Consider the following 25,645-nt stretch of genomic DNA (forward strand, 5'->3'; position numbering starts at 1 on the left):
AATTATAATTGTATTAATTCTTCAATTCTATCTCCACTTAATACCAATGTATCTCCTGTTTTTATAACAGTTGAACCTTTAGGTACTAAAACCTGTTCCTTTCGTTTTATCATAACTATTAATATATCCTCTGGTATATTAGAATCCATTATACTCTTATTTGCCCACTTACTACTATCATCAACATTTACTTCTATAAGTTTAGAGCTAATCTCTCCATCATAATCATTAAATGTTTTTAATACTGGTGTGTTATCATCAACCAAATCGAGCTTTTTAGCTACAGTTGGTATTAATGTTCCTTGTATTCCTACTGAAAGTAACGCTATAAAAAATATTATATGGAATATGTCATTCTCTATGATTACACCCTGAGTAACTGCATAAATCGCAAAAACTACTGAAGCAGCACCTCTAAGACCTACCCATGATATGAATAATTTTTCTTTATTTGAAAATTTAAACTTTGCTAGAACTATAAATGTTGCTAATGGTCTTGCAATAACTATCATAAATATAGATATTGCCATTGCTATACCAAATACATTTGGTAGCTTGGAAGGGAAAGATAACAACCCTAACATAAAGAATAACATTATTTGCATAATCCATGAGATTCCGTCAAAGAAATGAACCAAACTTTTTTTATGAGGTATCTTACTGTTTCCTAGAATAATACCTGAAATATACACACTTAAATATCCATTTCCTCCAAGATACTCACTAAATGCATAAGAAAGAATTGCAATAGCTGTTATAAATATAGTATAAAATCCTTCTATCTCGAAGTTTGAATTTCTTAAGATATAAACAGACAGTCTTGCTAGTACAAATCCTATAGCTAAACCAAAAAATATTTGCTTTATTACCATTGGCACAATAAGTTCTACTCCAGAATTATTCATCAATGTCAAAAAAATTAGTGTCAACATATACGCTATTGGGTCATTACTTCCACTTTCGACTTCCAATAAGGAGGCAAGAGAACCTTTTAAATTTAGTTTTCGAGAACGCAACACGGCAAACACAGATGCAGCATCTGTTGAAGCTGCAATTGCTCCAATTAATAAGCCTTCAAGTAAACTAGTTCCTACTACCATATGACAAAATATACCTGTTACTCCTGCTGTAATTATTACACCCAGTGATGACATCAGTATAGAAGGTATTGCAACAGGCTTAGCCATATTCCAGTTTGTTCCAAATCCTCCAAAGAACATTATAAATATTAGTCCTATAGAACATAATTGTTTTGTTAATTCATAGTTGTCAAAATAAATTCCTACCATACCATCAGACCCAAATAACATCCCTAATAAGATAAAAATTAATAATATTGGTACTCCAAATTTATATAAGACCTTGCTAGAGGTTATACAAATCAATAGCACTAAACCACTTATAATCATCAATTCTGTCATAGCATCAACTCCATTTCATATAAATTTTGTAGATTAAAATATATCTACAATTTTATTATTTATTCAAATATAACATGACATAAGTTTTATAAGTTGTGGTGCATAAAGTACAATTAAAATTTAATAATACACTAAAACATGAGTATTCTACTCAAATTTATATATTTATTTTAATTATATTCATTTAATATTCAAAATTTGAATTATTTTTTATTAATATTTCATTTTTCAGTTGATTATTTAATATATTTCATGCTCTTATAGTAGTTTTATATATACTATGAAATATATAATATTTAGATAAGTAATAAGAAACTAACATACAATGTTAGATACTTTAGATATGAAATCTTCAAAATTTCATACATTGAAATATTTCTTTATATATATTATTTTATATTTGTTACAAATTATTGTCAAATTATTTTTCTTAAAAATAGAAAAATTGCATAATTTTTTTCAAATTATGCAACCCATAATATTTATTCCCAAAATTCTTTTATCCCTTCTATTATCTCACTATAAGGCAATAAAGTAGCTTCTACTATTGATTTATTTGTTTTTTCTAGATAATATTTAATCATATGATATCCACAAGCATATCCTGCACAGTAAGGTAAGCCAACTGGAAAGTATCCTTGCATTTTAGCTATATCATCACCATAAAGATAGGATGTTATGTTTTGAAATCCAGTCTCTTTTAAAGCATCTTTAATTATTGGTTTTATACATGTGTTTAACGTCTGGATGTCTGTTTTACTAACCCAAGGTCCTACCATATCCTCGCCAAACATCCATGTCGCAAAATTTTCTGCAAGCCCCTCATTTATCATCATTTCTTCTAATGTTATACTATTACTCCAATCTATAAACTGGAATCTGATATTATGATTACATTCATGTGCTAGTGCTACTTGTAATCTATTAGTTGTGTATTCATTAGGAACCAATGATATGAACATATATCCAGGTATTCCACCATCGCCCCAATATCCATCACTTAAAATTGTATAAGGGCTATTTGGATTAGCCAATAAGATTGAATATTTATAGTCCTTAATATTCAAATCGTATCCTTCTCTTATAAATGAGTTTATAGACTCTTCTATGGTTTCTTTGCAAGTGTTCCAAAGTTTATCATCAGATAGTGCATTTATATTATTTTTTTGATTTTCATCAATATCCTTAGGTGATAAAAACCCCATCATTTCACTTGCCATAATTACATCATATCCACCTTCTTGTCTAGCAACCATTGGAACATTTATGCACTTCCACTTAAATTCAAAAGGCTTCATAAGTTCATATCTGTATATATCTTCTTTCTTGTTTAATGGTGCATTCATTATCTTCTTGTATATCTTATCTGAGCGAACTTCTATAATGTTCATCTTTATCATCTCCTTCAAAATAGAGTATATAGAATTATGTCGCGTCAATGTCAATATACATTTTATATAATCTAGCTTTCTTCAATTATAGTTTCGTCTATAGTTTTGTCAGAATCATCACCAAACAAGTAATAAGATACTCTATTAACAAATCCATTCTGTTGCCAGTAAATTACATCATCTAATAAAAATGGATTATCAGTAATTATACTATCTACATTTAAATTAATCATTTTTTTCATTAATTTGCTGTTATTGATAGTCCACACAAAAACTTGCTTTCCTTTTTGGTATATATTATCCACAACGTTTTCAGTTATAAATGTAGACTCTATTCCATATATATCAACATAATCCCAGTTGTAAAAATTTCCATATGCAACCGCAGTTAAATAACATGTTATTATATCTGGATTTAATCTTTTGACATTTTTTAATACATCTTTATTCATAGATGCTACAACACATTGGTTCTCTAACCTGTTTGATTTAATTAATTCTAAAACCTTTTTTTCTACATTAGTTTTTTCATGACCATTAAGTTTTATTTCTATTAAAAGTTTTATTTTCCCTTTCGAATACTTCATAGCCTCATCAAGAGTTGGTATTTTTTCACCTGCAAAACCTGAACTAAAGTGACTACCTGCATCATAGTTCTTAATTTCATCATAATTTACTTCCCAAACATTTCTATTTACACCAGTTACTCTCTCAAAGTTAGAATCATGAAATAAAATCAATTCCCCATCCTTAGTTTCTTGTACATCAATTTCGGCATACTCAGCTTGAGTTATAAAAGTCTCTTTAAAAGCAGCTAGTGTATTTTCCGGAGCAATTAATGAAGAAACTCTATGAGCAGTTGCTGTTGTATTATAAAAAAATGAAGAGTTAAATAAAATATCATTATTTAAAGAATACGCTATAGATTCAATATGTAGGATAAATAAAATTATGGATATTTTTAGAGTTATTCTTAATAGTTGAATTACTGAGTTTTTTTGTTTCTCAGATTTTTTTTCATAAATCCTAATATCATTATATTCATAATAAAATGTAGAAATAAAACCTGTACTAATTATAAATATAGCTATTGATGAAATAAATGTAGCATAGTCATTGAATAATATACACCTATTAATAAATATATCTTTCAAAAAATTTGCATCAGTATAATTTTTTGTCCATATCCCTATCAATATAACAATAATATGATATATTATATATCCTATAATACTGACTATTAAAGATATTCCTAATGAATAAAAAATCAACTTTATAGCTTTTCCTTTTGTAAGGTTATTACTTATATTTCTTGCCTCTTTAAAAGCATCTGTATTTAGAGTTATTTCATGTATACTAAAAATCCATCTAATAACTGATATATATAATATTAAAATTAAAAACATATAAATTATATTTAAAACTATATTAGAATTTATATACTCTAATATGTATTCTGGAAGCTTTATTTTTCCAATAAACCCTGAGGTTAAGGCTATGTTTGTAAGTGGAACTATCAGTAGCACAAATACAAATAACAATATATTTTTAGGATACAATATTTTCATAGATTTTTTTAAAGACAATTTAATAAGTTTATACAATGTAATTTTTTCAGAAATTCTTGATTTATCAAAACAAATAATTACTGAAGTAAATTCAAAAAACATATAAAATGTTAATATCACAATTGAAAGTATGGCTAATAATATTGATAAAGGATTAGTTAATATTTTTCCTATATTATCAGTGCTTAAATAAACTATATTTGCACTTTTCATAGAGCTACTTAATACAAATTTAATTGATGGCAATATAATTATCAAAGCCAATCCCTTATGAAACAGTTCAAATGTAATTAATGTGGTCCAGTTATATTTTATTAATTTTACAAAAGTATCTAAGATATTCTTATTCATGATGTCCCCTTAATCTTTTTATTGTATTTTATCCTGTAAACCTCATAAATATATACTATTTTTTTAAATTAATAATTTTATTTAAGCTAATACAAAGAATTATATTTCCCCAAATATATTATTATAACTGCAGTTTTATTTAAGTTAATTTCATATGTAATATTGGAAATGGATTGCCTTGCCCATCTATTTCAGACCTATCAAATTCTTTAAATCCTAAATGAAGATAAAATCCCACTGCTTTTTTATTTTGTTCATTTACATCAACATATTTTATATTATATTTATCTATAGCATACGTTATTAACTTTTTACCAATACCATGACCTCTATATTTATCTTTTATAAATAGCATCTCAATTTTGTCTTTATCTATTCCCATAAAGGCTTTTATTATATTTTTTTCTTTAACACAGACTATATTTTCTACTTCTTTAAGCCCAGTTTTAACTAATGGTCTTAAAGATTCAATATCTTTCTCTATTAAAAAATCATGAGTGGCTCTTACTGATGATTCCCAGACTTTCAACATTTCCTCATATTCGTTTGAATTTATTTGTCTCATTTCAAAAATTATTTCAGAGTTCATAAAAACTTCCTTTCTGTTCTATGTGATTTTTAATTGTTCCTGATTATTTATATAAAATTTAGAAAGGGCTATGAAAGTTAATATCATAGCCCTAATTAAATTTAAATATAATCCATTATATTTTTATAATTATATACTAAAGTCTAACAAATTTACTACAAGAATTCATATTAGCTATACTAATGGAGCTTCTATCTGAGTAGTAAAAAGGAATTTATGGCAGTGACCATCATTAACAGTAGTATTTCCACATACCAAATGAACATGTTTGTTAGTTCCTGGTATCTTAATAGCTGGACCTGTTGTAACACATATCTTATGGAAATGGTCAAGGAAATCCACATTATCATTTATTTTATGAACATGATTTGTACCACCATTTATTGGTATAACTTCACCAGTAACTCCTGCTGCACGATGGTTATGTCTATCGTCGCATTCTTCTGCTAACTTAACACTTTGTGAGTATTCATGAACATGTGTCATTTCCTCATAATCATTATAGCACTTATTACATTCATTATATTTATAATCATCATATACATAATCTCTTTCACATTTATAATTTTGATAACTCATTTTTATATCTCTCCTTGTTATATTATATATTTAGAAATTCCTCTAAAGAATCTCTAATATATAGTATGAATCAGAGTCAAAAAAGTTCATATTTTGTAAAATTATGTATTAATTTAATTATTCATTCCAATGTTTAGGATGTACTAGTGAAGCTGGTAATTTTGTATTAGAATCTCCTTTTGCAGTATTAACTTGCAATTGTGTTAAAAATATACTATTTTTAAGATTAGCTCCTCTAATATTGCAATCTCTTAAATCTGCTCCTATTAAATTTGCTCCACTTAAATCTGCGTCTTTTAAATTTGCTGCTATCATGAATCTTCCTTTTAAATCTGCTCCTATTAGATTTGTTTTTCTAAGGTCTGCTCCTATTAAATCTATACTTTTACTTAATTTTTTCTTGTTTTTAGGATTAGAAGTTTTAAGAAAAGATTTGACTTTTTCCATTACAGACTCACTAGCTTGTGCTAATAATGAATTTACCTTTACTCTATGTGATGTGATATCTAAATCAATTAGCTGTTCTGGATTCATATTAGTTATCTTTTCAGTTTCTTCAATTATTGAGTCAATTTTTACTTTTATTGCATCTGCTATATCTAATATAGATGCTTCTTTAAGATACCATAGCATTTCATGTAACTGTCTCATAATTAAAAATACTTCAGACATTTGACTTGCTAATTCTGATGATTGCATCCAGTCTCTACCTTTATATGTTACTTGTGCTACTTTCTGACCTGAACCAAAACAATCATATGCAGTACAGCCTTTAAAACCTCGCTTTATAAGATTGCTATGTACAGAACATTTAAAATCTGATTGCAAATTAATACATGGATTTCCTGATTCCTTATCAACAGGAAATCCATCTGAAGCAGAAAAATAAAGAGCTAGACAACAAAGTCCAAAACACTTTTCACAATCAATTTTTAACTCATCAAATAATTTATTATTATATATATCTTTATGTATATTTATCATATCGCTTCTCCTTCTCAGCATGTTTTTTAATAAGTTACTGTTGTAAATAAATTACATTTCAACCTATTATGTAACATTTCTTATTTTTAATTATAATTTAATGTGTTTGTTATTCCAATAGTATACATTGGTTTCTTGATATTTGTAACAACACTTTTTATACTAGAACTTATTTTAACTATAACATTATACTAATAAGTTTTCACCCAATCATAATATAGCTCATGAACTATAAATATTTTTAGAAGTTGAAAATTTCAATGTTTTTAGAATCCATGATATAATAGCCATAGATACAACCTATAAAATCAAAAATATGCAAATTAACTATACAAAGCTAAGTATCTCATTTAACTTTACAATTCTAGTATAAATAAGCCTAACAACTATATTACTATTTTAAGTAAATACGATTAACTTATTTGCAGAGGAGAGAATATTTATGGAACTATTGCTACATAAAGAGAAAAAGTATAATTTTTTTGTTTCAGATACTTTCACAAGTAACATGCTAGTACCAGTTATTAAAAACCTTTTATATAAAGCAGAAAATGAATGGGATGATTATGACGAGATATATCATTGTTGCCATTTAATTGAAACAGTAAAACAGAATCCAAATATTATAATGGACTTTCACTATATAAAAAAAGATGATAACATAATTGGAGTTGGATTAATGTCACATGGAATACTTGATATACCACTTTTTTTCCCAGACACGATACATATTTCAGAACCTACAGATAATATTTTGGTATTCAATTATTTTCATATTTCTCCAGAAGACCGAGGTAATGGTGGACGTTGGTTAAGAGATATCATTATTCCATATTACTATGGTAAAAAATTCAAAAGTATTTATGTAAAATCAAGTCATCCTAGAGTTTTCAACCTATATAATAGATTAGGTAAATGTATTGGTGAATATATCAGTAAGAGTGATAATGGACTTTATGAGCGATTAGGCAAAATGTTCAGAATATCTCTTGAAAAATAAACTTATTACAACTGCATATTAATAAAACCACAAGAGAATATAAAGATAAATAAGCTTTAATTCTGTAATAAACTCTTGTGGTTTATACTGTACTATAAAATCATAAATAAAATACTTTATTCATGATTTTACGCTTTTTTAACTACCGAAGACTTCAACTTCATAGCTCCGAATCCATCTATTTTGCATTCTATATCATGCCCATCTGATGGGTCATGTACTAAACGTATATTTTTTACTTTTGTTCCAATCTTTATAGATGATGAACTCCCTTTTACTTTAAGGTCTCTAATTACTGTAACAGAGTCTCCATCATTTAATATATTTCCATTTATGTCTTTAATAATATTTGAATTTTCTTCTGTTCCCAATTCTAAGGCCCATTCATGAGAGCATTCTGGGCAAACTAAAAGAGTTCCATCTTCATAAGTATATTCTGAATTACATTTCGGGCAATTTGGCAAACTTTCCATATTTATATGTCCTCCACTTGTTATTTTTAAATTTTTTACAACATAAAATTTCTTTTGAGCCTATATGATATCATATTATACTTATATTTACAAACTACTCTTTTTCCTAAGGTTTAAATTCTTCCATTACACCATATCAATACATAGGTATGCTTCTTTTTGATTCCACATAATGGATGTACTATGAATATCTATAGAATCAAGATAACAAGGTTGTCCAATTTGGAATCCAGAATATGTATTTTTAAATTTTTTATTTAAATACAACAAAATATTATTTTCCTTATCAATCACATAAATACATTGTTCAATATTATCTAAAATAGACTTATATTGGTTCATATGTTGACTTACTTTCTTTTCTTTTTTACGTTGTAGAAATATTGATATAATTTGAGAAATCAAAGATAATGTGCTGACTTCTTCCTGTGTCCATAGACGTAGTCCTGTACACTCATCAAATCCAACAAATCCACTGAAAACTTGACCATCTCTATATGCACATTGAAGTGTAGAATGGATACCCTGACTAGAGAACAGCTCTTCTAACTTAGGAGGTAGTGTATGAATGTCACGACAATAGAAAACTAAATCTTCTCCAAAAAGCTTTTCATAATCATTATACTCTTGATAATCACTATTTTGTAAATTAGCCATTTGAGAAGAAATTCCAGTATTACACCATTCATAAGTGTTCGATGTATATTGACCATCTTCTGTATTTTCAAAAATATAAACACGACTCACATTAAACTGTTTCCCAACAACTTCAAGTATCATATTAATTGTTTTATCTATATCATCAGACTGATAAAGCATACGGAATATATAACGTGTAAGGTTATCAGGACATTCAGCATATTTCTTTTCTGAATCAATAGCTGTTCCAAGAGAAGAGTAATTAAATTCTTCCAAATCTTCAAAGTAACCTTGATCATATATGACATAATTGTTTTTCCCCAGAATTTTTGCTTGATATAAAGCCTTATCCGCTCTTTTGTACATCGCCTTAAATGTACCACCATCTTTTGGATATATAGCTATTCCAATACTACAGGTCACTTTTATGGAACTTTTCTCTTTATGAAATAGATGACGAAACATATATAAAAGTTCTTCTGCTTTCTTTTCCGCATCTTTTAATGAAGAAATATTCTTCATTAAAATAGTAAACTCATCCCCACCAATCCTGCCAACAATATCATTGTCTCGCATTATTTTTTTCATACCTGCTGCTATTTCAGTGAGCACTATGTCTCCAATCATATGTCCTTCTGTATCATTAATCTGTTTAAAATTATCTGTATCAATCATAAACAATGCACCCATAACATCTAAATTCTCTTCAAAATATTTCTTAATCTGCCTCTCGGTTTCAGCACGATTATAAATTCCTGTTAATGCATCTTTCTCTGATATGTACTGTAATTTCTCAATCTGCTTTCTTTCTTTAGTAATGTCAAGCCCTATACTGTAAAAAGATGGTATTCCATCCCAACTATCTTCTCCACTAACATAACACAGCGTGACAGTCCATACGCGTTCTTGCTTTGAGCGTGTATATATTCTTGTTTCAAATACAACATTATCTCCAGACTCTTTTAAATCTAGTGCCAATTCCTTACTGCGTTTATAATCCTCGGAAAATAAATATCTACATTGATTATCAAGTTCTTTTTCAAACTGTTCCTTTGTATATTCAATCATGTTCAAGAATATGTTATTATGCCAAAGTATTGTACTAAAATCTCTTGCATCTATTCGAACCATACCTGCTGGAATAGTTTTCAAGATTGATTCTCTTTCCTGGTCTTTTTTCGCTAGCTTATACTCAGCACTATACATATCATAAGATAACTCTATGCGAGCTCTTCGACCTTTCCAATCTATCATGCGATTTTTAATCATAAATGTTCTTTTCAGTTTTTTATTGTAAAACTCCCATTCATATATATCATCTTTCTTTAAATATGAATTCGTACAAAATGGACATGGAGAAGTTCTTCCTTGAATTACCTCATAACATTTCCTTCCAATCAGCTCACTTGGTGATGCTTGTAAGGTATTACACGATTGTTTATTTAAATATAACAACTCATACGTATTCATATCGCTAATATAAACGTTTCCAGCATACTCTGACATCATCCATTCAAAATTCTCTTTACTTTCTTTTTCCTTCTCACACAGTTCATCTTGCTTTATTTTTAATTCATTGATATTTGAATACAATATATAGATTATTGCTTTTTCATGTTCCTGTGATTCGATTAATATGCCATTCATTATTACCCAAAGATTACTTCCATAATTTATTGGAATGCAAGTTTTATGCTCTCCACTCTTCTTACCATTATGGTAAACATCGAAAAAATAATCTCTCATAGATTCAAAATCATCATAATCATTTTCATAATAATCTCTTAGATTAGAAAATTCATTCAAAAATTCTTTTTCTGTATATCCTAACAACTGATAAAAAGCTGCATTTCCCCAGATAACTGTAAATGAATCATCTAAAAAATGCTTACTAACTCCAATACCCATGGATTTTAACATTTCTTCTGAAATAACTTCATTATTTATTGTTTGTTCTTTTTCAAATACTTTATCTAACCCAGCATTATCTCGTATCATTTTTTGTTATCCTCCTATCCTTATCACCCTTTTTCAATACATTATGCTTTTTATAACATAATGCTAAAAGTGAATCATCAATGTGTGTTAACCTATCTTATTTACAGCTTCTTCTTAACTTAAATCCATATTTAAATTTCTCTCTGAAATATATAAGTTCTCTTTCCCTGTTTCTTTTTACTTAATATTAAATCTTTTGTAATTATAATTAATCTTTTTCCAAATTTAAAGACGAAAGTTTTATTTATTTGACTTTGATAATATACTTAAGACTATTTTTAAAAATTTAGTTTGTAAGGTTTGTTTATTGTCATTTAAATGATAAGTTTGATTTGTTGTAAACAAAGCTTGATTTATTTAATATATAGAACCAAATTTATTTCTACTTCAATCATAATTTTTTCATACATATCTCAAGTTTGCATTCTTTTAATGAAATTATATCATAACTTGATTTTTAAATCAGTCCTTTTCTAAGTCAAAGAAACAATACAAAACAACTGAAATTACTTCACTAAAAATAACCATATAAGTAATTATCCTATATGGTCTTGATTATTCATTGATATAAAGTTTTATTTCAAGATATTATACAATAAATATGCTTAAGGTAAATTTCCTTTTTTAATTCTAATAATTGTTACTTCTATACTATACAATATATTTACTAGATAATACTCTATATACATGTATTGCTCACTTATAACCAAACTATATATTCTTATTTATAATGTATTTCCATGTTGCACTTTTATTGAAAGTTTTTTTATTTAGTTTATCTTGTCTTTTTTATTTACATATTCGATTAGATAACTAATTCCCATACCTATAAAACTACCTGCTAGCCCCCATATAAAATTATCTGTAATAAATCCAATTGATATTCCTATTATAAAACCACCTATAATGAAATTCTCTGACAGTTCATCTTCTGACTCATTTTCATCATAATTTATACTATTTGTAGGCAATTTGCTTGACTCAATCATGTCTTCAATTTTATCTGTATTTTCCTGAACCTCCCATGACTAAAGTCACAGGGTTCCTGCTTCATAGAATTTTGCATACTAAAATATGTCTTACCAATTCTCCACAAGCTATCCCCGTAGTTCCTACGGTTCTTACATAAGTTATTTATTTTAAACTCTTATTAGTCTTAATCCTTCTTTTAGTATATTTATACTTGCATTTATATCTCTATCGTGAGTTTCATTACAACAAGGACACATCCATTCTCTTATACTTAAATTCTTCATTTCCTCGTTTTTGTACCCACATTTATTGCATATTTGTGAACTTGCAAAGAATTTACCTACCTTTACAATTTGTCTACCATACCAATTAGCCTTGTATTCTAATTGACGAATAAATTCTGACCATGATACATCAGAAATAGAAAGAGATAGTTTATGATTTCTAGTCATGTTCTTTACTTGTAAATCTTCTATGCAAATAATATCATTCTCTCGTATTAATTTAGTAGATAGTTTTTGTAAAAAATCCTCTCGACGATTAGCTATATGTTCTTGAAGTCTTGCAACTTTTAACCTTGCTTTATTTCTATTTAAACTACCAATTGTTTTTCTCGATAATTCTCTTTGTAATTTAGCAAGTTTGTTTAATGACTTTTGAAGATACTTAGGATTTTCTATAAATTGTCCACAACTTAAGATACAAAATTCTTTAATTCCTAAATCTAAACCTATCTTATTATTAGTATTTTCAAGTGCTTCAATCTCTATATCAGTACAGCATAATGATATATAATATTTACCACTTGGCTCCCTAGATACAGTAGCATTAAGTATTCTCCCTTGAGGTACTTGTTTATCCCTTACTTTGACCATACCAAGTTTAGGTAATTTTATATATTGACCACAGCACATAATATTTCCATTTGTAAAGTTAGTTCTATATGAAAATCTATTAGTTTTCTTTGATTTAAATTTAGGAAATCCTGCATTTTCTTTAAAGAATTTTTTATATGCGTTTTCTAAATCTTTTAAGGTGTTTTGTAGTGAAAATTTGTCAGGTTCTTTAAGCCACTCTAATTCTCTTTTTAAATTGGTCAAATCAGAACTGCACTGTTTATAAGTAAAAGTTTCTTTATTATTTTCATAAACTTCTATTTTTTTAGCAAGATACTTATTATATACAAATCTACAACATCCAAAAGTTTTGTTAATTAACTGTTGCTGTTTTTTATTTGGATACATTCTAAACTTATATGCCTTTTCCACTACTATCACCTCACTTTACTTGTTTTTTCTGATTATTCATCACCCATCATAATATTAACATTTAAAACAAGTATTTTGAAGGTTTTCATATTTATTTTTTAAATAACATATATAAGAACTGTAAGCCCTTAACTTTTATCATTTTTGAGGTTGTCGTTCACATAAGTTCGCTACTACCTATGCAGTTCTCTTATGAACTTCTTACATTTTCATGCAAGCACAGACTATATCTTATCCTTCGGCATTATCCGTTAAGGTCTACCCACTTCCACTACCAATAGCTTGTAGTGTACTTCCCTCAAGAGGAATAGTCGTTGAAGTTTCTCCTATTCGGAGCTTACCTGCTGATTGCCCATTTTAAAGTACTTAGGGTTTAACCTTATACCATCTAACCAATTTTTTCTACTTTCGTAACTTTCACACTTAGGTTTATTTCATCCTTATGTTTTAGTTTAGTTAGCTTTAGGGGTTTCCAGCAATTCAAGTAGTATTGGATAGGTTCTTTCCTATCTCTACATATAAGTTTCCCTATATGCTGACTACTTTAGCTACTAACTCACGACTAAAGTCACGAGTGTGCGTAGCTATTTTTTAATCAAATAACAAATCATCTAAAGTTATATTAAATATATTTCTTAGTAACATTAAATTCTCTATATCTGGATATGTTTTATTGGATTCCCATTTTGATATAGCTTGCCTAGATACGTTTAGCATTTCAGAAAGTTGTTCTTGTGATAAATTTCTTTCTTTTCTTAGTCGCTTTAAATTTTCTCCAAAATTCAATATTATCACCTCATCTCAACTTAATTATATTTATATATTGATTGATTCACAATCCTTATATAGTTGCATTTTGTTAACTAATAGTTGCATTACTAATTTTATCTATAGTTTAGATTAAAATATAACAAATATTAAAGAGGCTATATCATAGTAATTATAAACTACTATGATATAGCCTGAATATTAAACTTCTCTTGTATTTTTAATGATTTCACGAATCTTTTTAGCATTTTCAGCAATATCCCCAACATTACCTTTAGTTAATAAGCCACCAAAACCACATACATCAACACCGTTTCCAAGCCATACATGCAGGTTATCAAGGTTAATTCCACCACTTGCCAAAACTGGCATATCAGGTATCGGTGTTTTAAATACCTTTACTAGTTTAGGTCCATAGAAATCTGATATTGGAAAAGCCTTGATAAAGGCAGCTCCTAAGCTCAGTGCATCTACTGCTTCAGTCAATGATGTACATCCTGGAGCATAAGGAATTTGATATCTATTGCAAAGCCTTGCTACATCTTCATTGTAATTTGGTGCAATAATAAATTGAGCTCCATGTAAGATAGCATGGCGAGCTGTTTCACTATCCAAAATGGTTCCTGCTCCTACACAAAGGGATTCACCATATTTTTTATTAAGCCCTTGAATTATTTCTCCAGCATTATTCAAAGTATAGCTCATTTCCATAACCGTTATTCCACCTTTTATACAACCTTCAGCAATTTCACATGCACGATTAAGTGTTTCTTCTCTTACAATTGCAAGAGCCCCACATTCTGCCATTCTTTTGGTTATATTCATCTTTTTCATATCATCACCTCTATATTTATCAAACCATTTTACTTTTCCATTAAGTTAACTTCATTTTCATAAGACATATATTAGTCATATGCAAATGTGATTCCCTTATCTATGTTATCTATTATCACTATATTGATTAAGTACTCCTCTATAATTTTTAACCACTTGCTTAATTTCTTCAAGTGCTTTTCCAGTTGGTTCAGTTACAGGAAGTCGTGCAGTTCCAACGTTAATTCCATTAAATACAACAGCTTTTTTTATAACAGATGGAATTGTTCCCAGCTTTAGGATACGACGAAGCTCCTCTATACTACTTTGAGCTTTTTGAGCTTCTTCCAAATCCCCCTTCATGAAATTTTCATAAATAGCAATATCAATCTCTGTAAGAAAGTTTGCTGTTGCAGCAACAGCACCTTGTCCACCAGCCTTCAAACTATCAAGAATAAGTGAATCTGAACCTGAAAATATACTAAAATCCTCACTCTTAGTTACTTCAATATAAGCTTTCATGTTGTCAAGTTTACCACTACTATCTTTAATACCAACGATATTCTTTATCTTTGCCAATTCACGCACTGATTCAGGCTCAATATTAATCCCTGTCTTACCTGGCATGTTATACATCATAATGGGTAAATTAACTGAATTAGCAATAGTTTTATAATGTAAAATTAATTCCTCCTGTGTTGGTGTTACAAAGTATGGTGTAATAATAGATAAAGCGCTTGCTCCAATAGATTCCATTCTCTTAGATAAACTTATAACTTCACGAGTTGAATTACCACCTGTTCCAACAAAAACATGTACACGATTATTAGTGTGATTAACAACAATTTTTGCGAATTCAACCTTTTCATCATCTGTTAGCACATGACATTCACCATTAGTTCCCAAAATAAATAACCCATAAACTCCCTTACCTACTAGATAGTCAATTAACTCACATGTTGCCTGTGGATTTATATTTTGATTTTCATCAAAAGGTGTTATCATTGCACATATAATACCTTTATATTTCATAAAATTACATTTCCTCTCTAATAGACTTTCCAAGACTTCCTCCTGGATGCCACTTCAAATACTGTTGTACATCAAGTTCTTTAGCATATTGTAATGCAACACTTAAGGACTGTAAGACTATAGTTTCAGCAAGAATCGAAGCACGAGGGGCTTTATTAAGGCAATCACCTTCCTGTTTAACACCTGCAAACAAGAATATATCAGAAACATCCTTTAAGAATGAATTTGTATTACCACTTACACCAATTATCTTTGCTCCATTTACTTTTAATGTCTCAATAGTTGCTTTTAATTCTTGAGTCTCACCACTATTTGATATTGCAATAACAACATCCCCAGCTACTACTTGACCACTTGAGCCATGTACTGCTTCTGTACCATGTAATATATATGCTGGCGTTCCAGTAGATGAAAGTAATGATGAAATATACCCTGATACATGTCCTGGTTTACCAATACCAGTCACGTGTACACGTCCATGATTCCTTTCAACTTCAAAAATTAAATCACATGCTTTATTTATAGATATTTCATCTATTGATGCAATAAACTCTGATACTTCATTAGATAGAGTGTCTAGAAATTCAGATAGCGTGTTTTCCATAATAGACTTATCCTCCTTTAAATTATGGTAACCATACCTATGACTTTTACATTGTTACTTTAAGACTAGATAGGTTTTATAAATTGTAAAATATTATGTAAGATTGAGCCAACTACGTTATAATCAATATTTGGGAAAGTTGCACCCTCTATACCAAGAGTTCCATAAACTGGATATAGTATAACTGGTAAAAATGCAAGTAATAATCCTACAACAAACGACCCTGCAATAGCTCCTCTCCATCCTCCTGAAGTATTACCAAATATCGCAGCTGTACCACCTGAAAAGAAACATATATGAGCAGCTGGAATAATTACTACAGGGAATATACTAGGAAATGATGCCATAATAACAATTGCTAATAGACCCGCAGCATATGCTGATATAAAGCCAATAATAACTGCATTTGGTGCATATGGAAATACTGTTGGAACATCAAGTGCAGGACGTGAACCTGGAATATATTTTTCTGAAATAATTACGAATGCCGCAGTTATTTCAGCTAAGAACATACGAACACCTGACATCAGTATTGACATACCAGCTACAAATGTAAATGCCTCTATAAGTGGAAATACTAACCAATGTGTTGAACCAGCGATTTCTTGAGTAAATGCCTGTCCAGCTTTTAATGTTGCAATATAAAATAAGATTAACATAACTATAGATAGACCCATTAAAAAGTCTCTAAATATTGATAACCACTTAGGAAATTCTATAGTTTCTGTTGTATCATCTTTATGCTTTGAAAATAAACGTCCTATATATCCTGATAGACCATAACCAATCATATTGAAGTGACCAATGGCTTGTTCATCTCCACCTGTCAATTCACGCATAAATGGCTGACAAAATTGAGGTAGTGCAGCAGACATAAATCCTAAAATAACTCCACCTATTAAAATAGTGATTGTATTATCGAATCCATGTGCTTTCATGATTAAAACTAATACACAAGAAAAGAATAAACTATGACCTGTTGTAAAGAAAATATTTTTAAACTTTGTAATACGTGCAAAAACTAAATTTAATATAAATCCAAGAATTAATGTACATGAAACTGCAAAACCGTATGTACTTTGTGCAAGTGCTGTAGCTGCTTCTGGTGAAGCTATAACACCAGTAATTCCAAACCCATGTTGGAACAATTTATTGAAATTCTGAAGTGCACCAGTCATAGCAGATGCACCAATACCAAATATTAGAAAGCCAATAAGCGTTTTTGAAGACCCAGTAAATACTTCAACAGCTGATTTCTTTTGAAGAATCAATCCTATACATGCAACTACACCAAGCAAAACAGCAGGTGTACTCAACAAACTAATAATAAACTCCATAAACATTCCTCCCTATTCTCTTAAATTTATCCCTCTTTTGAAGCAAGGAATTTTTCTAGTGTCGCCTTAATCTCGTTACGGTCAACAATATTACGAATTCCAATTATATCGAATTTCAAATTTTTCTTTTTTAATTCTTCAGCAACATCAATTAATGTTTCTACAGCATCTCCATTAAATCCATTTAATGAATCCAATGAACCATGTTCTACTTCGATTGGAAAGTTATTTTCTTTAATAATTTGTTGAGTTTTTATTTTTAACATTAAACTTGAGCCAACTCCTGCTCTACATGCGATTAAAATTTTATACATTATTAAATCCTCCCTTATAATTCGTGTCTTTTTATAAAATCAATAATTTCTTTACCTTCTTTAGCAGTATCCAACACGCTAAAGAATTCATCTTGTTCCAATAATTCAACCAGTTCAGACATAGCACGTAAATGACTATTATTATCTACTGCACTTAAACAAAATACATATTTTACAGGGTCATTTTCATCATTTCCAAACTTAATAGGGCTATCTAAAGTAGCAATACCTATTGCAATCTCTTTTGAGCCAGCCTCTGGTCTAGCATGTGGAAGTGCCACATGTTTTGTAATTACTATGTATGGCCCAGATACTTTTGCTGAGTCAATCATGGCATCTACATATCCCTCAGTTACTTTATTGTTTTCAACTAAAACAGAAGCTGATTGTCTAATAGCATCCTCCCAATTCTTAGCTTTTATCTTTAATTTTATTAGTGTTTCACTAGTAATCTCACTTAGCATAGGCCCCTCTCCTTCCTTAGATGTAAAATTCTCTATTTGTGCAAAATAAGCTAATAACTCGCTTGAAAGCATACTTTCAGAAGTTACTTTTGCATATTTTTTTATTATATTCATAACCTCATCTATCTTAGGTTGTCTTAAAAAAATATCTCCCAATTGAATGTACACTTCACGTGTAATCTTATATTTTTCTTTTGTGGTCATAACAGGACTTACTTTAATTACTGGTACATCTGTCTTTAGACTCTCTGTATTATAATTAGTAGTAAATACAATGTCTACAGGTTCACTTATATTTTCCAAACCAACTGATTCTGACATTGGTATAAAATGCAAGTCAGGAAATAAGTTTGTAAGTTCTGCATGTAAAATAGCTGAACTCCCAACACCATTTGAACAAACTATTAATGCTATTCTTTTTCTAAAGTCTTCGAATTCCTTTTTATTTGAAAAAAGAGTTGCAAAATGCATTGTTAAGTATGCTAATTCCTCTTCTTGAATTTCTTCTCCAAATAATCCACAAAACTCTTTCATTGAATTACTTACAATTCTATAAACTAATCTATATTCTTCTTTTACCTTTTCACAAATTGGATTATAAATAGGCAATTTAAACAAAAGTCTATAATAAGCTGGTCTAAAATGAGAATATAATTGTTTAAATATCTTTTCTTGACTTATATAATAAACCCCACTTAAATATCCAAACCTTGTCATCATTTTATTTACAATTTCTGAAATTACAGCCTTATCTTCTGTATCTTCTTCATAATTTCCTACTGATATACCTAAAATCCAAGCACTAATATACATTATATTATGAGGTCTTATCTTTTCTTCACTTTCATATACTTCTAATAATTCCTTAGCAAATTTATATTCCTTCATTGAACTCATAACCGAAATATTAGGAATATCTATATTTTCTTGAGTAACTATTCTAGTTGAACACATCCTTGCTTTTAGAAAGATAAATATATATATAAATTCTATTAATCTATCTTCAACAAAATTAATTTCGTATCTTTTTATGAGCTTTAATATAATTTTTTTGGCTTCTTCAAAGCTATCTAAATGATATTCTTCAATAAAAATATCAAATACTCTTGAGCTCTTCTCATTAGACAGAGTTTCTATAATATTCTTAATAAGTACCCTTCTAATTTCCATTTCATTTCCAACTAAATAATAACCACTTATACGATTGTTCTTAACATATATGCCTTTTTTTTCAAGATTTGGTATTAAATCCTTAAAATCAAGATTTACAGTAGACCTACTCACTTTTATAGAATTTGTAAAATGGTTAATTGAGATATCCTCCATGTTAATAAAAAGCATTAGGTACATATATAAAAGTCTTTCTTCTTTACTAAAGTAATAAGTATTCTTAGAATAGTTTTTTTCTAAAATTTCTTTAATTGCTTTTTTAGTTTCTTTTCTAACGATAATATCTTTATCAGCTCTTAAACATATAAGTGGTACTTTTTTTACTTTAAGCATGTCATTGATTTTATTTATTCTATAAGTAATTTGCCTCTTTGATGAGTTGGATTCTTCTTGTAATCCATTAGTTGTAATCAACGTGCTATTTAATAAAATCTGGAGAATTGATACAATTTCTTTGTCCACTACCATTAATCCCTACTTTCTTATTAAGATTAGTCTTCATATTATCATTGGATTCTTTCATCACCTCCACAATATTTATTTTATTGGAGAATTTTATTGTTTTCAATTTCATTTAAGTATAACTTTTGTTTTAGATTGAGACAAAAATTATACTTATCTAAAATAGATACCATATTACAATTGTAGATTTTATAAATAAAAAAGGTTTCTTTAGTAAAGAAACACAAGAAAACTGATTTTATAAATAAAAATCATATTCACTTTTAGCACATTATTTCACTTAAAAAGCACATTAATTTAAAATAAAATTGATGTGCCTTATCCTACTTATATAATTCTAATACACTAGATTTGTCCATTAACTTTTACTCTAGTATCATACTTTTCTAAAATTAAGTTGTCTAAATACAAGATTCAGTAGCTTATACTTCTTATGATTTTAATATTTTAATTCAAGTAGATTACACTTTTTTATTATAAGTAGTCTATACTTATTTCATTCTTTTAAGAGTTTCATCCAATGAAATACATTCTGCATATCTTCCATCCCATATGAGTTCATTGTAGTATTTATATGACTGTTCTGCTGACATAAATGAATTATCTACAGTTGTATTCGAATAAGCCGGAACTATCATGTTAAAACCATGTTCAAATCCACATTTTATAGTTGCATCAATACAGTAATCTGTTTGAAGCCCAACGATAATTATATATTTTTCACCCTTATTTGTTAAATATTCTAATAGACCAGTTTCTTTAAAAGCGCTGTTTACTTCTTTATCAAATATTTTTTCTCTATCGTATGGTTTAAATTTTTCATATATCTCAAAACCATTTTTACCCTTAGTCAACTCATTTTCAGCCCCATCATCATGACGTACATATATTATCTCTATGTTATTTTTTCTAGCTGTATCAATTAGGTTTTCTACATTTGCTACAAATCCATTAAAATTATATAACTTTTCATTTGTTATTAGTTTTTGTGTATCGACTACCAATAAAACCATATTTATCCCTCCTTGAATCTCTTTTAAAATTTCTTTATATTTTACCATAAAAAGTGAATACAATCTTATGTAGTCTTTCATTTCTTTTATAGTATATTTTCCTATAGTGTATTCTCCAAAATATTTTTTAATTTTTTACCTTTAAGATACCCTTTCATATATTTAAAATTTTACCTCACAAGATTTTCTAGACATAAAAATATTCCCTTCATGGTAACAGTTTTATTATTTCAACTCTCTATCATAAAAGGAATATCTCAATTTTTAAATACACTCTAAACACTTTTTAATAAATATCTTATAAATTTTTATCTCATTGGAATATATCCACGATATTGTGAATATGCATCCATTGTTGCTATATCACCTAAAAATACTGATGCGATATTGAATTGTGGCTTTAGATATGGAAACTCCTCTTCTTGTGCCCATTCTGGCTTTTTAATAAATGATTTTGCCTCTTCAACCACAGCTTTATACCATTCTTCTTCTCCTTCAAACCATAATTCTACTACACGGTCAAAAGCAGTTGCTCCATAGTTAATCATAATTTTACTACTTACAAAACGATTAACATAACAGCAGTTTGTAAAGTATGGAACTACCTCATCATAGAACCATTTTTCCCCTTCTTCTTTAGAAATGCCATCTGGATACTTAATCATAAATTGCCAACGATAGTTTGGTCCATCTTGCACAGTACGTCCTTTTCCTCTAAAATCTTCTTCCCAGTTTATTGGAACAAAAGCAAATATAAATGGTGGACATCCGTTGTCCCCACCTACTGCACGTCCTGCATCTCCACTTTCTGCATTCTCATGAACTTTTTTATTTTCCACATCTGGTATACATCCTTGCCAACGAAGAACATCCATAGGCATGTACTCTGTCATAATTCTATTTGCCATTTCAGGCATATGCTCATCCACAATCCAATAATGCTCTGTTAATTGCATCTTACGTACCCCAAAGCGTTCTCCTTCATTCGGTGTAGGATATGCTTGATAAAAAGCATATTTAGTACAATATGGTCCAAAATTACTAATACTATCTGGAATATGGTAACGATATAACCAGTCCATTAATTTAGGTCTATACTCTTCCTTAGCAAGCCCTACGTATATTAAACTTCTCATTATTTTAAATTCAAATCCCATAAACATTCTCCTATAATCAAATTATATTCACATGCTTCAATTTTTCTCTTTTTTATCTTTGTTCAAAATACCTCTAGTAAACAAATCTACACCTGCTCCCACATACCACACTCCTACTGCCATAGCTATAGCAATTTGAATACAAGTGTCCTGTAAATTAATAATATTTTCACCTGTCATGATAGTTAGACCTATAGCCCAACCACAAAGCCATGATGGTAAGAAAATTATTTTTTCAAATAAAGATGCAATTATAACTGCAAAGAATCCCAATATACTAAGTGTTAAAAATAATTCTAGGTTTTGATTGAAATTTATATGTTCCATAATTAAAATGGCCAAAAGTGCCCATAAATCTCCACACCAAAACCCAAACATTATTTTTAATCCATCTTTTTGTTTATTACCATTAGTTACATATAACCCTGCACAAATTAATGCTACTGCTCCAGTTTTTATTCCTATATAAGGTGCTAATACTGCCCATAAAGGAGGTAATAAAGCAATTCCTATGGATAGTGTTAATATTTCTTTTTTCTTTCTATCCATTTTCTATATTGTAATTAGTAAATTTTCTAGTTTGTCTCATTCCTATTAGCTTAATTGCTATTGGACTTATAATTATAGATGCTACAAAATAACTTAGGTATAGTGGTATTATTAGTACTACAACTGACACGATAAGTGCTATGGGTATATTTTTTACTGTATTGATAGCTACAGTTTGTCTAAAGCACGGCTTTTCATTCATATAATAAGCCTCCTATAACACTCCTTAAAAAAGAGTCTTTATATTTCAATTATTCTCCTAACGAAACTTCAACTTGCTTTTCTTTAGTTAATGGTTCTATAAAATTATAAGCTACTTTTCTTTCTTTAAATTCTGGTGTTTTACGAATTTCTGCATAATGACCTTCCATTTGTTTAATATCATCTCCATGTATAAACTTACCTGGTAAAGTATCATGAGCATGACCTAATTGCTCTTTTGGAAAACTAAATACAGTTTTTCCATTTGCTGTATCCAATTCTCCAACTATACCACATAGAGCACATATTGATTTTTTAGTACCTGGTTCAAGGTAGAATAGCCTATTATGGCAATGTGGACAGACTCCTTCTTCTCCTTGGTATGAAGCTTTTTCAAAATCTTTTGCTGCTTCAACTATATTTATTCCTATTTGACGAACTTGAGCAAGTTTTTCATCATTCATGACTAGTTCCTTTGCCCATGGAAACCAAGCATTATCTATCACTTTCCACATTGGTATTAGAGCTAACATAGCATGCTCACATTGAACTCTTGTACCCCAGTCTGAACCACCTATTCCCATAAATGATATTACTTTATCTTTAAGAATCCTTGGGTCTGGAATTTTTCCTCCTGTAGCTTCTGCAACTTTTGTTCCTATAATATTATTTCCTTTATCTACTCTTGGCCCAAAACGATCCATTATCGTATGAAATAATCCTGATGCTCCTTCTTCGAATATTGGGTCTGAAGCTACTATCCCATCTGCATCTTTCATTTTGTCAAGTAGCCACTCAAAATCATCTTTTAGTACACACATACTACCTTTTCCAGATAATAAAGTCTTAACACATGCACAGCACCCAGTACAATGTTTAATATTAAGAGATGACATTTGAATAAATTCTACTTCAGCTCCTGCTTCTTGAGCTCCTTTAAGTGCTACTTTACACATTGTGTCATTATTTCCATTTTTTGTTCCGAAAGAAATACCTAATATTTTCATTTTTAACTCTCCCTCTTCAGTATTTATTAATCTTCTTTCATTTTTAATATATAGAATCCATCATCTAGAGCATCTATAATGATGTATCCTCTATCATCAACAATAATATCTTCTGTTACTGCCAAACGTGGTCCAGGGAATCCTGGAAAATAAGACTCTTCTGGCGTTTTATTTGGATTTGGTGGTATGAAATATGCTAACTCTTTGATGTAATATGGGTCTGATACATCATAAACTCTTAAACCTGCGTGGAAATAACAACAATATACTCTATCTCCTCTTTGCTCTAGCCATGGTTTATTATCCATTGGTTCATGAAGATTATGTGGGCCAAATGGTCCTGGCTTTCCTAGACCTGCAACATTAAAATTAGGATAAGGAAAATCCTTTGGTACTTCAGGATATGGGAATTGAGCAATTAATGTTGGCTTTGTTGGATTACTAACATCAACCATATGTATATTGTTCATGGCTTGAACATCTGTGATACTATCTGGTTTAAAAAATTGAAATCGCTCTCCTTCATTTTGAACAACTACTAAATCCCTTCCTGGTAATGGTAGTGCTGTATGAGTTCTTGCTCCTGCAAGTCTACTAGAAAATGCAGGCATAAATGGTAATTCACCTAAACATCTTGGTCTTGTTAAATCCTCAACATCTAACACAACTAATCCAGCTCCACCATAACCACAATATGCTTTTTCATCTCTTACAAATGGAGGCCCATGAAGCCATCCTTTATCCATAAATTCTGGGCAATGAGGTGCTCCTGGATCAAATGTCTTATTTGGATATCCATCTGCGTATTGGTCTGGTCTCCACCACTTGCCTATTTCTACTGGATTAGTTGGATCTATTATATCTATGATTCTGTAAATCATACCTTCAAATCCAACACAGTCACTTGATAAATGTACATATCTTCCACCATTATACATAAATCTATGAACACCCATCACATGCTTTAATCCACAATCCCAATATCCTAAAAACTTAGGATTTAAAGGGTCTTCTTTTAAACTATATATTCTAATTCCTGCTTCACACTTAATACTTGATAATTTAGCTTGGTCAACAAGAGCTCCTGGTCCACTTCCACAGCTCATAGCTACTATCATTAAATCATCTGCTATTTGAATTTTTGGAGTTGTTGTTGTAGGATACTCTTTTGGGTCTAACATTTGAAAATGCTTTATAAATTGTGGATTATAAGGATTTGTAATATCACTAATCATTACTCCATTTTTCTTACTTCCGCCAAAACAGCATCCATATAAATAGTATTTTTCATCTCTTTTGTACAGAGCCATTTGAAACATTCCACAAGTTCCATCTAAGTTATTAAAGGAACAAACTTCAAGATTTTTAATATAACCGTTATTTCCTTTACCTTTTGCATAAAATTTATCTTCCATTTTTTCTCCCTTCTCATTTAAGGTATTATCAATTGATATACTTTCATTTTATGAGATAAACTTACTTAAATCCAATATCGTTTTCATGGGAATATATAAGTTATTC

At 29.2% G+C, this 25,645-nt stretch carries 24 protein-coding genes; 1 reads left to right on the forward strand and 23 read right to left on the reverse strand.

The genetic code is table 11. The features are described from left to right. Positions 1-2: 2 nt before the first annotated feature. From ACTG45_RS19480 to ACTG45_RS19505, 6 genes are all read right to left on the reverse strand, one after another. Positions 3-1,421, reverse strand: coding sequence for a potassium/proton antiporter (locus ACTG45_RS19480; protein WP_479919615.1), 1,419 nt, complete (start codon positions 1,419-1,421; stop codon positions 3-5). Positions 1,422-1,903: 482 nt separating this feature from the next. After that, positions 1,904-2,812, reverse strand: a complete 909-nt coding sequence (locus ACTG45_RS19485; RefSeq protein ID WP_021386557.1) for a DUF2268 domain-containing putative Zn-dependent protease — start codon at positions 2,810-2,812, stop codon at positions 1,904-1,906. A gap of 71 nt (positions 2,813-2,883) precedes the next feature. After that, positions 2,884-4,731 carry a glycerophosphoryl diester phosphodiesterase membrane domain-containing protein gene (locus ACTG45_RS19490; RefSeq protein WP_479919616.1) on the reverse strand — a complete coding sequence of 616 codons (1,848 nt, stop codon included), beginning with the start codon at positions 4,729-4,731 and terminating at the stop codon, positions 2,884-2,886. Between the two features lie 139 nt (positions 4,732-4,870). After that, entirely contained in the window at positions 4,871-5,320 is a 450-nt protein-coding gene (locus ACTG45_RS19495; protein ID WP_479917811.1) for an acetyltransferase, read from the reverse strand. Between the two features lie 174 nt (positions 5,321-5,494). Next, positions 5,495-5,899 (reverse strand): YmaF family protein, encoded by a 405-nt coding sequence (locus ACTG45_RS19500; RefSeq protein ID WP_021386546.1) that lies wholly within the window; start codon positions 5,897-5,899, stop codon positions 5,495-5,497. A 117-nt stretch (positions 5,900-6,016) separates the two neighbouring features. Further along, positions 6,017-6,883, reverse strand: a complete 867-nt coding sequence (locus ACTG45_RS19505; protein WP_479917812.1) for a pentapeptide repeat-containing protein — start codon at positions 6,881-6,883, stop codon at positions 6,017-6,019. 442 nt (positions 6,884-7,325) lie between these two features. Here ACTG45_RS19505 and ACTG45_RS19510 point away from each other — a divergent pair, with 442 nt between their 5' ends. Then, positions 7,326-7,883, forward strand: a complete 558-nt coding sequence (locus ACTG45_RS19510; RefSeq protein ID WP_479917813.1) for a hypothetical protein — start codon at positions 7,326-7,328, stop codon at positions 7,881-7,883. Positions 7,884-8,011: 128 nt separating this feature from the next. Here ACTG45_RS19510 and ACTG45_RS19515 read toward each other — a convergent pair whose 3' ends face one another. The 17 genes from ACTG45_RS19515 to ACTG45_RS19595 form a co-directional block, all read right to left on the reverse strand. After that, the gene (locus ACTG45_RS19515) at positions 8,012-8,356 is read right to left on the reverse strand and encodes a zinc ribbon domain-containing protein YjdM (RefSeq protein ID WP_021386555.1); all 345 of its coding nucleotides are present in this window, start codon (positions 8,354-8,356) and stop codon (positions 8,012-8,014) included. Between the two features lie 126 nt (positions 8,357-8,482). Continuing rightward, positions 8,483-10,993, reverse strand: coding sequence for a sensor domain-containing diguanylate cyclase (locus ACTG45_RS19520; RefSeq protein WP_479917814.1), 2,511 nt, complete (start codon positions 10,991-10,993; stop codon positions 8,483-8,485). A 770-nt stretch (positions 10,994-11,763) separates the two neighbouring features. Beyond that, positions 11,764-11,964 (reverse strand): hypothetical protein, encoded by a 201-nt coding sequence (locus ACTG45_RS19525; protein ID WP_479919617.1) that lies wholly within the window; start codon positions 11,962-11,964, stop codon positions 11,764-11,766. Positions 11,965-12,132: 168 nt separating this feature from the next. Beyond that, positions 12,133-13,242, reverse strand: a complete 1,110-nt coding sequence (gene tnpB / locus ACTG45_RS19530; protein WP_479919618.1) for an IS200/IS605 family element RNA-guided endonuclease TnpB — start codon at positions 13,240-13,242, stop codon at positions 12,133-12,135. 582 nt (positions 13,243-13,824) lie between these two features. Next, complete coding sequence (locus tag ACTG45_RS19535; protein ID WP_479917817.1) at positions 13,825-14,019, reverse strand: helix-turn-helix domain-containing protein; 195 nt, start codon at positions 14,017-14,019, stop codon at positions 13,825-13,827. Between the two features lie 183 nt (positions 14,020-14,202). Next, the gene (locus tag ACTG45_RS19540; RefSeq protein ID WP_479919619.1) at positions 14,203-14,835 is read right to left on the reverse strand and encodes a beta/alpha barrel domain-containing protein; all 633 of its coding nucleotides are present in this window, start codon (positions 14,833-14,835) and stop codon (positions 14,203-14,205) included. Between the two features lie 105 nt (positions 14,836-14,940). Beyond that, entirely contained in the window at positions 14,941-15,879 is a 939-nt protein-coding gene (gene dapA, locus ACTG45_RS19545; RefSeq protein ID WP_479919620.1) for a 4-hydroxy-tetrahydrodipicolinate synthase, read from the reverse strand. Then, complete coding sequence (locus ACTG45_RS19550) at positions 15,851-16,450, reverse strand: SIS domain-containing protein (protein WP_021386582.1); 600 nt, start codon at positions 16,448-16,450, stop codon at positions 15,851-15,853. The genes dapA and ACTG45_RS19550 overlap by 29 nt, the downstream gene beginning before the upstream one ends. 65 nt (positions 16,451-16,515) lie before the next feature. Then, positions 16,516-17,787, reverse strand: a complete 1,272-nt coding sequence (locus ACTG45_RS19555) for a PTS ascorbate transporter subunit IIC (protein WP_021386607.1) — start codon at positions 17,785-17,787, stop codon at positions 16,516-16,518. A 26-nt stretch (positions 17,788-17,813) separates the two neighbouring features. Then, positions 17,814-18,101: a PTS sugar transporter subunit IIB gene (locus ACTG45_RS19560; protein ID WP_479919621.1), complete on the reverse strand. Its 288-nt coding sequence runs from the start codon at positions 18,099-18,101 to the stop codon at positions 17,814-17,816. A 14-nt stretch (positions 18,102-18,115) separates the two neighbouring features. Further along, complete coding sequence (locus tag ACTG45_RS19565; RefSeq protein ID WP_479919622.1) at positions 18,116-20,203, reverse strand: BglG family transcription antiterminator; 2,088 nt, start codon at positions 20,201-20,203, stop codon at positions 18,116-18,118. 485 nt (positions 20,204-20,688) lie between these two features. Further along, positions 20,689-21,210 carry a cysteine hydrolase family protein gene (locus tag ACTG45_RS19570; protein WP_479919623.1) on the reverse strand — a complete coding sequence of 174 codons (522 nt, stop codon included), beginning with the start codon at positions 21,208-21,210 and terminating at the stop codon, positions 20,689-20,691. Positions 21,211-21,518: 308 nt separating this feature from the next. Beyond that, positions 21,519-22,373, reverse strand: coding sequence for an acetyl-CoA hydrolase (locus ACTG45_RS19575; protein WP_479919624.1), 855 nt, complete (start codon positions 22,371-22,373; stop codon positions 21,519-21,521). A gap of 30 nt (positions 22,374-22,403) precedes the next feature. Further along, on the reverse strand, positions 22,404-22,916 hold the full coding sequence (locus ACTG45_RS19580) for a DUF1097 domain-containing protein (protein ID WP_021386580.1): 513 nt from the start codon (positions 22,914-22,916) through the stop codon (positions 22,404-22,406). Then, positions 22,909-23,118: a hypothetical protein gene (locus ACTG45_RS19585; protein ID WP_021386588.1), complete on the reverse strand. Its 210-nt coding sequence runs from the start codon at positions 23,116-23,118 to the stop codon at positions 22,909-22,911. Before ACTG45_RS19585 ends, ACTG45_RS19580 begins: the two co-directional genes overlap by 8 nt. Positions 23,119-23,167: 49 nt before the next feature. Then, complete coding sequence (locus ACTG45_RS19590) at positions 23,168-24,124, reverse strand: flavodoxin family protein (RefSeq protein ID WP_021386584.1); 957 nt, start codon at positions 24,122-24,124, stop codon at positions 23,168-23,170. A gap of 26 nt (positions 24,125-24,150) precedes the next feature. Continuing rightward, entirely contained in the window at positions 24,151-25,539 is a 1,389-nt protein-coding gene (locus ACTG45_RS19595) for an LVIVD repeat-containing protein (protein ID WP_479919625.1), read from the reverse strand. Positions 25,540-25,645 lie beyond the last annotated feature (106 nt).

Source organism: Clostridioides sp. LIBA-7602 (genome assembly GCF_056688945.1).